Origin of the sequence: Candidatus Stoquefichus massiliensis AP9 (assembly GCF_000455285.1) — a bacterium.
In the GTDB taxonomy this organism is placed as follows: domain Bacteria; phylum Bacillota_I; class Bacilli_A; order Erysipelotrichales; family Coprobacillaceae; genus Stoquefichus; species Stoquefichus massiliensis.
The window spans coordinates 1-13,792 of sequence record NZ_HG005285.1 but is presented as its reverse complement, the minus strand read 5'-3'; the positions used below and the strand labels follow the sequence as shown (position 1 = coordinate 13,792).

The window sequence follows — 13,792 nt, the reverse complement described above, 5'->3', positions numbered from 1 at the left end:
GAGGGGAATTCTATGCTAGCTTTGGATAATATCTTGCATTTTGCAAGAGAGAGAGGTTTTTCTGATGTGCATTTAGGTGGTTTGACAAATATTATGGTTAGAAATAATGGCGTTTTAATACCATATGAACATAATTATAATGAAGAGGATATTGTTATTATGATTGAATCAATGCTTAATGAAAATCAACTGAATGATTTAAAAAATGGACATGATATTGATCTGGTATATGTAGAAGGAGAAAATCGTTACAGAGTTAATGTATATAAAGAAAGAGGACATCTATGTGCTGCGCTTAGGGTTATCTATGAACGTATTCGTTCATTAACTGAACTAGGGCTACCTTCAATTCTTAAAAAACTTACTGAAGATCCTAGAGGTTTGGTTTTGTTAACAGGACCAACTGGTTCGGGTAAATCGACAACATTAGCAGCCATGATTAGTGAAATCAATAACAATCGAAAATGTCATATTTTAACAATTGAAGATCCAATCGAGTATGTTTATAAACAAAATTTAGCATTAATTCATCAGAGAGAAATTAATTTTGATGTTGATTCATTTGATACTGCATTAAGAAGTGCGATGCGTGAAGATCCTGATGTTATTTTAGTAGGAGAAATGCGTGATTATGAAACAATACAAGCTGTTATGACTCTAGCAGAAACAGGTCATTTGGTTTTTTCAACATTGCATACAATAGGAGCTGCTAAAACGATAGATCGTATTATAGATGTTTTTCCACCACATAAGCAAGATCAAATTAGAACACAATTGTCTGGTGTACTCAATGCAGTTGTTACACAACAACTTATACCTACAATGGATGGGCAATCACGTGTTGCTGCCTTGGAAGTTATGATGGCGACACCTGCTATTGAAAATTTAATTAGAGAAAATAAGGGGCATCAAATCAATAGTGTTATTCAGACTGGGTCTGCTCTAGGAATGCAGTCCTTAAATATGAGCTTGGCTGGATTGGTTAGACAAGGTAGAATTTCTAGAGAAAGTGCATTGCAATACTCTGATAGTCTTTCAGAGCTAAAAACAATGATTTGATATGAATAAACTATCAAAAAAGGGGTTTACTCTCATTGAAATAATCGTTGTAGTTGTTATATTAGCTGTTTTATTGGCAATTGCTGTACCTAGTGTTCTTAATTATCTTGAAGAAGCTGATAATGCGAAATGTATAGCGGAAGCAAAGTCTATTTTAACAGGAAGTGAAAAATATTTAACACATCAATATGCAAGTAAAAGATTGGAAAATCCATCATTTACTGGATATTTAACGCAAGATGAAAAAACAGATATTGTTAATGATGTTAATGGAAATGGAACTCTGACATCACTATATTATAAAGATGGTGTCATTCAAACATTTACGTATTATGTTAATGATAAATATGTAGTATTTTTGGGTTATAATAAACAGTTCATTATTAAAGATACTGTATATGAAAATATTGCAGAAGCGATTATGCTCGATACTAAAATAAGATCACTTATGGATAAATTTATGTCTGATAGACACAATGTTGTGGGACTTCACATTGATTCTGAAGCTGGTGAAAAAAATGTGAATGGTGTGGGTAGTCAAATAAATAAAGCGCTTGAAAATTTAGGCTTTGATTTGTCCAATGCTTCTTGGCAAATTAAAATATTGAATCCTAATACATCTGGTGATAAGTCTGGAGTAACAAGATATCAGTTTTTAATTTCTGATGTTAAGATTACATCAGAAATGGCTGGACAATCTGTTGATGCGATGAAATATATATACTATGCTGATAATACAAAAGATGAAAATAAATTTGGAAATGAAGATAATTATGGTGCACAAGTCAAATGTTCTATAGAAATGCATACAGAGAAGAATGTAACATACCCTATTTTGAAAAAATAATTAGTGTATTAAATTCATTATTGATTTTTGCTCAAAGTAATGTTAATATATAGGTGTCATGAAAATGACACAACAATACTTGTGAAGATTGAAACAGAAAAACAGAGAGGGGCGCTCTCTGTTTTTCGTTTGTATGTTCATTTCTTGTCTAACCATCGTGTAATATAATACAGGATTATACCTGCAACAATAGGAGGCAAGATTGATACAACAATGCTTGTGATCATCTATATTACTTCCTTTTATGAGAGGTAATAGATATATTATAACATAGAAATATATGTTGTTTTTCTCAAATATGTTTCAATATTTTAGTGAAAATACAAAATGATTTATTAAATATTGTTGAAAAGGTAAAAAAATAAAAATATTTAAAAAATGCATTGACAGAATATGTGATGTGTTAAATTGTATACAACGAAACCAATGAGTGGGAGATAAAGCTTAAAGATGTACTTCAAGAGAGTCTAGGATGGTGGAAGCTAGATAGTGGCAGTTAAGTAAATGGACCTACGAGGGCAATGGGGAAAGGTAACGAGTATCCGGCGACGTGAGCTTACGTTATAAAGCAGAAATGTGTTAGCATTTTGATGAGTGGGTTATTTTGTAACCAATAAAGGTGGCACCGCAGATATATACATCTGTCCTTTTCTAGGACAGGTGTTTTTTGTTTATATGCTAACAAGAGGGGGAAACAAAGATGAAAATGAGACGATGGTGTAGCTTCTTATGTATTGAATAAAAAACAAATCAAATATAAGGAGAGAAAGAAAATGAAGAATTTAAAATTATTAAAAGGTTTATTAGCAGTTGGATTAGTTGGAAGTTTATTAGTAGGGTGTGGTAGTAGTAATCAGGAATCTGGTGATGCCATGAAGAAAGTTGCGATTATTCAGTTAGTTGAACATACTTCGTTGAATACAATTAAGAGTGCGTTTGATGCTGAGATGAAGTCTTTAGGGTATGAAGAGGGTAAGAATGTTGAATATACATTTAAGAATGCTCAAGGTGATACGAATACAGCAGCAAGTATTATTCAGGATTTTAAAGGTCAAAATCCTGATGTTGTTATGGCTATAGCAACGCCTGTTGCTCAAGCAGCAGCAAATTTAGCAAGTACAACACCAGTTGTTTTTGCAGCTGTTAGTGATCCTGTAGGAGCGAAGTTAATGACGAATTTGGAGAAACCTGATAAGAATATTACAGGGACAAGTGATGAGATTCAAGTTGAATTGATTTTACAGAGAGCTCTTGAGGTGAATCCCGATTTAAAGAAATTGGGTGTGATTTATAATAAGGGTGAAGCAAATTCAGTAACGAATATTAATAAAGCAAAAGAATTTGCTAAGGAAAAGGGTATTGAAATTGTTGAGGCAACTGTTACTGGTATTAATGAAGTTCAGAGTGCTATTAATGTTTTGACAAGTAAATGTGATGCTGTATTTGCTCCTAATGATAACACTGTAGCAAGTGCTATGAATGTTGTTGGACCTGCTTGTGCTAAAGCAAAAGTCCCTTTATATGTTGGAGCTGATTCTATGGTTCAGGATGGTGGTTTCTTAAGTGTTGGTATTAATTATGAGGATTTAGGTAAGGAAACTGCACAGATGGTTGATAAGGTTTTAAAGGGAACAAAAGTAGAAGATATTCCTGTAAAAGTTTTTAAGGAAAATTTAAATATTTATGTGAATGAAAGTGTTTTAAGTCAATTAGGTATAAAGTTACCAGAGAGTATTCAAAATGATAAAGCGTTATCAATGATGAAATAGGAGTTGTTATTATGAATTTAACGGTTGTTTTAGGTGCGTTGGAGTTAGGGGGCATATTTGCAATTATGTCCCTAGGACTCTATATAAGTTATAAGGTATTGAATCTTCCTGATTTAACAGTTGATGGAAGTTTTACGCTTGGATGTGCAGTTAGTGCTATGTTCACAGTTCATTCGATGCCGTATCTTGGATTGTTTTTAGCATTTGTGATTGGATGTCTTGCTGGGGTTGTAACAGGTGTTTTAATTACAAAGTTGAATATTATGCCATTACTTTCTGGTATTTTAACAATGACAGCATTATATTCTATTAATTTAAGAATTATGGGAGATTCTCCTAATATTTCTTTATTTGAATTTCCAACAGTTTTTTCACCATTGGTATTTCTTGCTCCTTATGATAAGCTGATTGTGATTATAGTGATTATTCTTATTGTATGTTTCTTCCTTCATTATTTTTTAAGAACACAATTAGGTTTGGCTTTAAGAGCATGTGGTGATAATGAGGATATGGTAAGAGCAAGTTCTATTGATACTGATAAAATGAAAATCTTAGGTCTTGCATTAGCTAATGGTTTTGTTTCATTGGGTGGAGCGGTCTTTGCTCAGCATCAGGCTTTTTCTGATATTGCAAGTGGAACAGGTATGATGGTTATTGGTTTAGCTAGTATTATTGTTGGGATGACAATTATTAAGAAAGATAAAATTGGTTTTCAATTAATGGCTGTCGTTTTTGGAGCGGTTTTCTATCGTGCTATTTTAACAATTGCTTTGCAATTAGGTTTACCTTCAGGTGACTTAAAATTATTATCTGCTATATTAGTTGTTATTGCTATTGCTTCTACAAATATGAAAAGAAAAAGGAGACGATCAAAATGCTAGAACTTCAAGATATTTCTGTTATTTTTCATGAAGGAACAGTTAATGAAAAGATTGCTCTTTCACATATTGATCTTAAATTAGATAAGGGCGATTTTGTGACGATTATTGGAAGTAATGGAGCAGGTAAATCTACTTTATTTCAAACGATATCAGGAGCGATTCAACCAACTCAAGGACAAGTAATTTTAAATGGACAAAATTTAACAGGTATTCCTGAATATAAACGTTCACGTTTTATTGGTAGACTTTTTCAAGATCCACTAAAAGGAACTGCTCCTTCAATGACAATTGAAGAGAATTTATCTCTTGCTTCTCAAAGAGGTCAGCATTTTCGACTTTCTTTATTTTCTCATAAACAAAAAAACGAGATGAAACAAGCATTAAAAGAATTAGATTTAGGTTTAGAAGAGCGTTTAAATACCAAGGTAGGAACATTGTCTGGAGGACAAAGACAAGCTCTTACGCTTTTAATGGCTACCTATGTGACTCCTGAACTTCTATTGTTGGATGAACATACTGCAGCATTAGATCCTAAAACATCTCAAAAAGTTTTAGAAATGACTTCTAAAATTGTTGAGGAACATCATATTACAACTTTAATGATTACGCATAATATGGAAGATGCTTTAAAATATGGAAATAAAACAATGATAATGAAAGATGGACAAATCATTGCGATGGTAGAAGGTGAAGAAAGAAAGAAAATGACTGTTGATGAACTTATTCATCTTTATTCAACATCTACTCATGACTATAACGACCGTTTGTTTTTAAAACAATAAAAGTACGCAAAATGCGTACTTTTTTCTATAAATAATATTGTTGAAAATAATGTAAACGAATTAAATCACAGATTGTCATAATCTGATAATTAAAGTTAATACTATCAAATTTGCCTGGAACATAAATCACTTTGCAATTTGGAGTTGTTTCAGTCTTTAAATATTTCTTGTTTTGAGTAATGAGTATTTGTTGTGCTTTTTCTATATGAACATCTTCTTTAGATTTCTTGAATCCTTCAAGATAACGTCCTGTTGCACTAATCACAATAGCAACATCTTTTTCATCCATAACAATAGGGTCATAACTATGATATTGAATAAAAGGTTTACCAAAAGTAATCATATCAGTCTGTAATTCAATTGCTATTGAGATAGGATATAATGCACCAAAAACAACAATTCTTTTGGCTTTATATAATTTCTGACAAATATCACTAATGATTTTTTCCATTTCTTCATCAGTACAGTCTTTGTCCATTTTTTCAATAAAATCACGACTATCAGCACCAAGCATTCTCACTCTTATTTGATTTAAACGTGTTTGATGATGATTCACTAATGTTTCTTTAAATTCATCATATTGATTGAATCCTAAAAGTGCAATAAAAGCATAAAGTTCTTCTTTTTTAAAACATCCCTTTTTTAAAAATTCTTCCACGCTCATATCCTCCATTTCTAAATAATGAAAGATAATAAATGTACAGATCTTATAATTATAATCATGAAATAATGTTCCATTTAAATATGTTAATATACGACTTAATAAGATATTCATATAATGACCTCCTTAACTGATATTATATCATGAATTATTATAAAATCATAAACTTTTTCTATCTTGAAAAATATATTATTCTTTGATTTGGATTTTCATATCTATTATTTAATGTTATAATATCGGTGTTTGAGGTGATAATAAATGCGTTTGGTGAAGTTAAATATAAAAGATATTGATTTTGAATATCAGAGTTATACAACAGAGTTATATGATTCTATTCTTCGAATTGGTTTTTCTTTTCCTATTCATGTGATTCAATTGAATCAGCATTATCAATGTATTGATGGTCATAAACGTTTATCAGTATTATCTGATATATTAAAAAAAGATCCTGATTATAAAAGGGGGAGTTATGTTCATGTTGTTATAAAAAATAATGGTGATGAACGTTCTAATGATTGTTGGAGAGGAAGGAATACTCATTAAAAAGCTTTATTTAGTCATGATGAAAAATCATTGTGGGAATAGAAAACAATGTTTAACATTGTTGAAACATCATGCTGTTATCGTAAATGGTCAATTAATAACTGATTGTAATTATATTGTCAAAACAGATGATATTATTGAAGTCAATGGAAAAAGAATAGATTCACAGCCTTTTGTTTATTATATGATGAATAAACCAGCTGGATATATTTGTGCAAATTATGATGAAAAATATCCTTGTGTGGTGGATCTTATAGATCGTGAAGATTGTTATTGTTTGGGAAGATTGGATCGTGATACGACGGGTTTATTATTATTAACAAATGATGCCTCTTTATCAAAACAACTCTTATTACCACAACATCATGTGACAAAGACATACTTTGTTGAATGCATGAAACCATTAGATCAATCATTCGTAGAAATATTTAAAGATGGAATTCTGATTGATAAAGATATAAAGTGTTTACCTGCTCAGTTAGAAATTATTGATCATTATCATTGTTATGTAACTATAAGTGAAGGAAAATATCATCAGATTAAAAAGATGTTTTTATCTTGTCATAATCAGGTCGTTTCTTTAAAAAGGATTGAATTTGCTAATATTCTATTAGATTCAAAGTTATCATTAGGGGACTATCGTCCCCTAACAAAAGATGAATTTCAAAAATTGAAAGAATTTATGTTTTATAGATAAGCGCGTTATAATGGAATCATGAGAGGGGAATGATAAGAATGATGTTTTCTCATCGTGATTTAAAGAAATTAATTATTCCATTAATTATTGAACAGTTACTTGCTGTTACTGTTGGTTTTGCTGATACGATTATGGTTGCAAGTGTTGGTGAAGCTGCTGTATCAGCTGTTTCTTTAGTTGATGGGATTAATATTTTATTGATTAATATTTTTGCTGCTCTAGGGACTGGTGGAGCTGTTGTCGCTGCTCAATTTATAGGTCAGGGAGTTAAGGAAAAAGCTAAACTTTCAGCAAAACAATTGATTTTGGTGACTGCTCTTTTATCTTTAGTGATCATGATTGTTGTGATTATATTTAATGCATCTTTATTACATTTGATTTTTGGTAATGTTGAAGTTGATGTCATGAAAAATGCTGAAATTTATTTCTTGTTTTCAGCAATGTCTTATCCTTTTATTGCTTTATATAATTCTGGAGCAGCACTTTTTAGGGCTATTGGGAATTCTAAGATATCAATGATTAATAGTGCGATTATGAATGCTATTAATATTATTTTAAATGCAGTCTTTATATTTGGTTTCCAATGGGGTGTTTTTGGTGCTGTTTTTGCAACATTAATAGCAAGAGCCGTTGCTTGTATTGTGATATTGTATATGTTAACACATAGTGAAAATGATTTACGTATTGATGATTTAAAGCATTGGTCATTTCAAGGTGTTTATATACGTAAAATTTTAACCATTGGTGTACCATCTGGTTTAGAAAACGGTATGTTCCAGTTTGGAAAGATTCTTGTCCAAAGTTTAATCGCAACTTTTGGAACTTATTCAATTGCTGCTAATGCAGTTTCTAATAATATAGCTCAAATGCAGATTATTCCAGGAACTGCAATGGGGCTTGCTATGGTGACAGTCGTTGGGCAATGTGTTGGAGCCAATGATTATCAGCAGGCTAAATATTATATTAAGAAGATTATGAAATTAACATATTTATCAATGGCTGCTGTGATTGTTGTGATTTTACTTGCAACACCATTTATTTTGCCAATGTATTCATTATCTTCCCAAACAACTGATTTAGCCTATCAATGTATCTTTTTACATGGTATTATAGGAATGTTGATTTGGCCTTTATCTTTTACTTTTCCTAATGCCTTAAGAGCTGCTAATGATGCAAAATATACAATGATTGTTTCAGCTGTATCAATGTGGACATTTCGTTTTTGTTTGAGTTATGTTTTAGGTCAGTATATGAATTTAGGGTTGTTAGGAGTATGGATTGCAATGTTTATTGATTGGGCTGTGCGTTGTGTATTTTTTATGTGGCGCTATTTAAGTGGGAAATGGATGAATAGACAACTGGTTTAGGAATTGTTATAATGGAAGGAGAAAATATGGGTTCAGGTATTATAGAGATTGATGTTCATGGTATGAATCAGTTTCAAGCGAAAACAAGAATTGATGCTGTTTTGAAAAGAGCTAATCAGGGAACATATATGATTCGGATTATTCATGGGTATCACAGTGGCACAACGTTGCGTGATATGATTCGTAAGACGTATCGTTCTCATCCAAAAATATTAAGGATTGAGATTGGTATGAATCAGGGAATCACTGAATTCATATTAAGAACATTGGTATAGGAGGAAGAATATGGCTATTTTAGATACAAGTATTTTAGTGAATTATTATTTTGAAGAGATCGCAAAAATTCCCCATGGTTCATATTTGGAGGAAGGAATTGCTGATTATATTGAAAGCATTGCAAATCAGTATCAGTTAAAATATTATCGTGATGATATGCATAATATTGTTGTTTATAAAGAGGCAACAAAAGGTTATGAAGATCATGAACCATTAATGTTAGAAGCACATATGGATATGGTGAATGAAAAGAATAATGATAGTGATCATGATTTTGAAAATGATCCTTTAGATTTATATGTCGAAGATGGTTTCTTACATGCTAGAGGAACAACATTAGGAGCAGATGATGGTTATGGTGTTTGTTATATGTTAGCTTTGCTAACAGATCAAACAGTGAAACATCCACCATTAGAATGTGTTTTTACAGTTCAGGAAGAAGTTGGCTTATGCGGTGCGTTAGCTTTTGATGCAACACATCTTCAATCTAAAAGAATGATTGGTTTAGATAGTGAAACAGAAGGGGAAACATGTACATCTTCAGCTGGAGGAAATGATTTATTAATTACAAAACCAATTCGTGGTGAAGATAATGATTCACCTGTATATGTATTAGAAGTGAAAGGATTACTTGGTGGACATTCTGGTGAATGTATTGATAAAGGAAGAGGGAATGCAAATAAGATTGCAGCACGTATTTTATATCATTTCTTAAAGGCAGGTAAAGATATTCGTTTAGTAGAAATCACTGGGGGTCTTAAAAACAATGCCATTCCTCGTGAATGTACTGTGGCTTTTGCAAGTTCAAGTTCTTTTGAAGATTTATATCAAATGGTTCAAACATATGAAACAGATATTAAAAAAGAATTAGAAATCAGTGATCCAAATGTATCTATTACAATTCATGAAGAAGAATGTGATGTCTGTATATGTTCACAAGATAGTGAAGCTATTATTTCTATTATGTATTTAGCATTAAATGGTATGATTGAAAAATCTCAAGCCATTGAAGGTTTAACAACAGTATCTTTAAATATGGGTGTTGTTCAAACAGAAGATGATTGTGTTACAATTAATTACTCTATTCGTTCACCATTACAGAGCATACGTGAAGAATTATCATTACAGTTAGAATTAATCGCATCAATATATAATGCTTATGTAGAAGTCTCTAATGACTATCCAGGATGGGATTATGATTCTGATTCTTTGTTGCGTAAACAATTTAAAGAGTTTTATCAAACTCATACAGGTGAAACATTAAGAGAAGTCGCAACTCATGGTGGATTAGAAACAGGTGCTTTTAAAGGAAAAATTCCTGATTTGGACATTATTACAATGGGACCAAATATGGCTGACATTCACACACCTGATGAAAGATTAGATATTGAATCATTTGTAAAGACTTATCAGTTATTGGTAGCATTTATTGAAACATTGTAATTGAGTAAAAGATGACTTTTACTCTTTTCTTTAGTGAAAGGAGATTTTATGAATTGTCCTATTAGTAAACGTTGTGGTAGCTGTCAATATATTCATATGGACTACCCACAACAATTAATTAAAAAACAAGATTATTGTCAGAAACTCTTTCCTCAACTGAATGTTCATTCAGTTGTAGGAATGGAGAATCCTTATGAATATCGTAATAAGGTTATTGTTGCATTTAATCAAAAATATGAATATGGTTTATATGAAGAATCATCACATAAAATAGTACCTATGCAAAAATGTCTTCTTCATGATGAAGAAACACATAAAGTTTTAGCAAAAATACAATCATTATTTAGAAAATATCGTATGTCTATTTATGATGAACATAAAAATAGAGGTTTCTTAAAGCATGTCTTGATAAGAAGGGCTATTGAAACAAATCAAACATTGGTTGTATTAGTTGCGACTGATGGCATGTTTAAAGGTTCTAAGAATTTTTGTCAGGAGTTAGTCAAAGCCTGTCCATCAGTACAATCTGTTGTTTTAAATGTTAATAAAAGACAAACAAGTGTTGTTTTATCTTCAATAGAAAAGGTTCTTTATGGTAAAGGGTTTATTGTTGATAAACTTTGTGCTTTATCATTTAAGATATCTGCTCAATCTTTTTATCAAATTAATCATTCACAATGTGAGAAACTTTATGCAAAAGTTGCTGAATTATTGAATGGTCAAAAAGATCAGGTTGTTTTAGATACATATTGCGGTATTGGAACAATTGGTATGAGTATTGCAAAAAATGTAAAAAAAGTGATTGGTGTTGAATTGAATAAAGATGCATATAAAGATGCTTTAAATAATGCAAAAATGAATGACATTAGAAATATTTCATTTTATAATGAAGATGCAACCATTTTTATGCAGAAAATGGCTCAATCACATATGCATATAGATAGTGTTATTATGGATCCACCAAGAGCGGGAAGTACAAAAGAATTTGTAGAGGCAATAGGTATATTAAAACCACAATCAGTTGTTTATGTTTCTTGTGATCCTTCAACACAAGCAAGAGATTTAAAGTGGTTTCAACAGATTGGATATGTTACAAAAGATGTTTATCTTTATGATATGTTCCCTCATACAGAACATGTGGAAACCATCGTACTTTTGTCTCACAAATCACCAGAAAGCACTATAAATGTGAAAGAGGAATTTGGTGAAGGCGAAGGTAAAGTACCTTTGGATTTGATTGCGGAACGAGCAAAGAAATATCAGCCGAAACCGAAAATTACTTATAAAATGATATAGGATTATGTAGAGAAGAAATATGGATTTAAGGTACATACTGCTTATATTGCAGAGATAAGGCGATCTTTGGGATTGACAATTAATGCAGTGGAGGAAGTGAAACAGTCGAGAAAACATCCTCCAAAAGAAAAAGTAGAAGCGATAAAGGGTGCACTTAAATATTTTGAGATAATCTAGTGGATGAAAGTAAAGAGGTAAATAATTTTAAGTAAGACATCATTAACAATAAGAAAATACTGGATATAGTTGCGGGAGGTACAATGGGAAAGGTAATTAAAGAAATGATTCATGCCAATGGGATAGATATTGGAATTTATACACAGGATTTTGAAAATGAATTTATTTCATTAACAGATATCGCACGGTATAAAAGTGATGACCCAACAGCGGTTATTCAAAATTGGATGAGAAATCGAGATGTGATAGAATTTTTGGGATTATGGGAAAGACTTCATAATCCAGATTTTAAACCCCTCGAATTCGAGGGGTTTAAAAAGCAGGCAGGGGCAAATTCATTTACAATGTCGCCAAAGAAGTGGATTGATGCTACAGATGCAATTGGTATTGTATCAAAAGCAGGACGTTATGGTGGAACATACGCTCACAGTGATATTGCTATGTCATTTGCAACTTGGATTTCTCCTGAGTTTCAGTTGTATATTATGAAGGATTACAGAAGATTAAAGGCCGATGAAAACAGTCGTTTATCTTTAAACTGGAATTTGAATAGAGAGATTTCTAAGCTGAATTATAGGATACATACAGATGCGATTAAGGATAATTTGATTCCACCGGAATTGACACCAGCACAAATAGCATATACCTATGCTAATGAAGCGGATATGTTAAATGTAGTCCTGTTTGGAAAAACAGCGAAACAATGGAAAGATGAAAATCTGGCTATAAAAGGAAATATGCGGGATGTGGCAACTTTAAATCAGTTGCTTGTGCTTGCGAATTTGGAAAGCTATAATGCAGTATTGATTAATCAGGGGAAAAAACAGAAAGAGAGAATGGAATTGCTTCGGCTGTTAGCGGTACAGCAATTGCAGACGTTGGATAATGTGAGTTTAAATAATTTGCCGAGATTAAGAGTAGATACATAGAAATAAATAATGTTAGAAAAATTTAGATAATTATAATTGAGGCAATAATGATGAGAGGAAGGACGATTCGACAATTTTTAATTGACGGACAGATGGATGAAAGGTGGATTAGTGAACTTTCTAATTGGATTGGTAAGGCATATAAGATACCTCGTACATATATTAATCAATGCTCGTATGGGAATATGAATAATCCGGGTGTATTTTTATCTCAGAAAAAGTTGTAAAATGATAGGGTAATTATAGAAAATTAGGATATAGTTGGCTTTGGTTCATAATGCCGTTTTCTTTTTATGTGGAAAGGGTATATTAAATGAGAATGAAAGATGATACAAGGGGGATATTTATGGATATAGTTGGAATTGTGAATATAGAATTATGGGCAGTTGTGTTAGGCGCTACAGATGCATTGCTAAATTTGGAAATGCCATATGGTTATGTATTGAAGCATTTAAAACTCAAGGATACTCCTTTATATAATGAAATGGTAAATAAAAGGGGTAACTTGGATATTAAGTATATAGCAAGTAATCTTGCAGATGAGGAAACCCCAGAATTTATTTTTTTACATAAAACCGAAAATAATTCGATGCCATTAGAATACTTTTCAATTGGGGAGATACTAGGAGGAACTGAGAAGGCAGGGGAGTATTTCGATACAATTACCAATAAATGGAATAAAGAAATTTTTTACATATTGTCTATATTAAGATTAACCCAAGAGGGAAATATAGAAGTTGCTGATAAAATTTATAAAATGGAAGCAAATTATAAGTGTAACAATATTAAGAGAAGACGTGTATCTTCTCAAGATAATTCTGTCAGTGTATATGGTGATCTATATGAATGGAACAACGATAATTTGACCTGCTTTAAAAATATGGTCGGGCTGCCAGAAGTGTTAAAAGACGAATTGGAGGATGTTATGGAGCGATTTGGAAGAGGGTATAATGCTTCTAGATATGACGATGCATACAAGAATCTTGTGACTTTAGCTGAAATTATCCTAATAGGTTACAATTCAAAGGATAAAAGTGGGAGAAAGAAAGATAAATTTGCAAATCT

The 13,792-nt window shown here is 31.6% G+C and carries 15 protein-coding genes and 1 other annotated feature; of the genes, 14 read left to right on the top strand and 1 reads right to left on the bottom strand.

Features of this window, described 5'->3' with window-relative positions:
- The first annotated feature begins 12 nt into the window (after positions 1 to 12).
- The 5 genes from BN350_RS02325 (at position 13) to BN350_RS02305 (ending at position 5,338) form a co-directional block, all read left to right on the top strand.
- Complete coding sequence (locus BN350_RS02325) at positions 13 to 1,059, top strand: type IV pilus twitching motility protein PilT (RefSeq protein WP_028042150.1); 1,047 nt, start codon at positions 13 to 15, stop codon at positions 1,057 to 1,059.
- 1 nt (position 1,060) lies between these two features.
- Positions 1,061 to 1,906 (top strand): prepilin-type N-terminal cleavage/methylation domain-containing protein, encoded by an 846-nt coding sequence (locus BN350_RS21605; RefSeq protein ID WP_049945491.1) that lies wholly within the window; start codon positions 1,061 to 1,063, stop codon positions 1,904 to 1,906.
- Between the two features lie 417 nt (positions 1,907 to 2,323).
- Positions 2,324 to 2,558, top strand: a binding site (T-box leader).
- A 121-nt stretch (positions 2,559 to 2,679) separates the two neighbouring features.
- Positions 2,680 to 3,675 (top strand): ABC transporter substrate-binding protein, encoded by a 996-nt coding sequence (locus BN350_RS02315; RefSeq protein WP_028042149.1) that lies wholly within the window; start codon positions 2,680 to 2,682, stop codon positions 3,673 to 3,675.
- A gap of 11 nt (positions 3,676 to 3,686) precedes the next feature.
- Positions 3,687 to 4,556, top strand: a complete 870-nt coding sequence (locus BN350_RS02310) for an ABC transporter permease (RefSeq protein WP_028042148.1) — start codon at positions 3,687 to 3,689, stop codon at positions 4,554 to 4,556.
- The gene (locus BN350_RS02305; protein WP_028042147.1) at positions 4,550 to 5,338 is read left to right on the top strand and encodes an ABC transporter ATP-binding protein; all 789 of its coding nucleotides are present in this window, start codon (positions 4,550 to 4,552) and stop codon (positions 5,336 to 5,338) included. Before BN350_RS02310 ends, BN350_RS02305 begins: the two co-directional genes overlap by 7 nt.
- Positions 5,339 to 5,363: 25 nt before the next feature.
- Here BN350_RS02305 and BN350_RS02300 read toward each other — a convergent pair whose 3' ends face one another.
- The gene (locus BN350_RS02300) at positions 5,364 to 6,113 is read right to left on the bottom strand and encodes a MurR/RpiR family transcriptional regulator (protein WP_028042146.1); all 750 of its coding nucleotides are present in this window, start codon (positions 6,111 to 6,113) and stop codon (positions 5,364 to 5,366) included.
- Between the two features lie 144 nt (positions 6,114 to 6,257).
- Here BN350_RS02300 and BN350_RS02295 point away from each other — a divergent pair, with 144 nt between their 5' ends.
- From BN350_RS02295 to BN350_RS18285, 9 genes are all read left to right on the top strand, one after another.
- Complete coding sequence (locus BN350_RS02295; protein WP_028042145.1) at positions 6,258 to 6,542, top strand: ParB N-terminal domain-containing protein; 285 nt, start codon at positions 6,258 to 6,260, stop codon at positions 6,540 to 6,542.
- Positions 6,511 to 7,239 carry a pseudouridine synthase gene (locus tag BN350_RS02290; RefSeq protein WP_049945490.1) on the top strand — a complete coding sequence of 243 codons (729 nt, stop codon included), beginning with the start codon at positions 6,511 to 6,513 and terminating at the stop codon, positions 7,237 to 7,239. The genes BN350_RS02295 and BN350_RS02290 overlap by 32 nt, the downstream gene beginning before the upstream one ends.
- Positions 7,240 to 7,268: 29 nt before the next feature.
- A complete protein-coding gene (locus BN350_RS02285) occupies positions 7,269 to 8,606 on the top strand; it encodes an MATE family efflux transporter (RefSeq protein WP_420885233.1) in 1,338 nt (445 codons plus the stop codon).
- An 11-nt stretch (positions 8,607 to 8,617) separates the two neighbouring features.
- Positions 8,618 to 8,881, top strand: a complete 264-nt coding sequence (locus BN350_RS02280) for a Smr/MutS family protein (protein WP_231385221.1) — start codon at positions 8,618 to 8,620, stop codon at positions 8,879 to 8,881.
- Positions 8,882 to 8,891: 10 nt separating this feature from the next.
- A complete protein-coding gene (pepD, locus tag BN350_RS02275; RefSeq protein WP_028042141.1) occupies positions 8,892 to 10,325 on the top strand; it encodes a beta-Ala-His dipeptidase in 1,434 nt (477 codons plus the stop codon).
- Positions 10,326 to 10,373: 48 nt separating this feature from the next.
- Positions 10,374 to 11,621 (top strand): 23S rRNA (uracil(1939)-C(5))-methyltransferase RlmD, encoded by a 1,248-nt coding sequence (gene rlmD, locus BN350_RS18290; RefSeq protein WP_081652823.1) that lies wholly within the window; start codon positions 10,374 to 10,376, stop codon positions 11,619 to 11,621.
- A gap of 260 nt (positions 11,622 to 11,881) precedes the next feature.
- Positions 11,882 to 12,727: a KilA-N domain-containing protein gene (locus BN350_RS02265; protein ID WP_028042140.1), complete on the top strand. Its 846-nt coding sequence runs from the start codon at positions 11,882 to 11,884 to the stop codon at positions 12,725 to 12,727.
- A gap of 47 nt (positions 12,728 to 12,774) precedes the next feature.
- Complete coding sequence (locus BN350_RS20510) at positions 12,775 to 12,954, top strand: hypothetical protein (RefSeq protein ID WP_147573511.1); 180 nt, start codon at positions 12,775 to 12,777, stop codon at positions 12,952 to 12,954.
- Positions 12,955 to 13,073: 119 nt separating this feature from the next.
- Positions 13,074 to 13,792, top strand: a 719-nt coding sequence (locus tag BN350_RS18285) for a hypothetical protein (RefSeq protein WP_044600069.1), incomplete at its 3' end; no start/stop codon positions are given.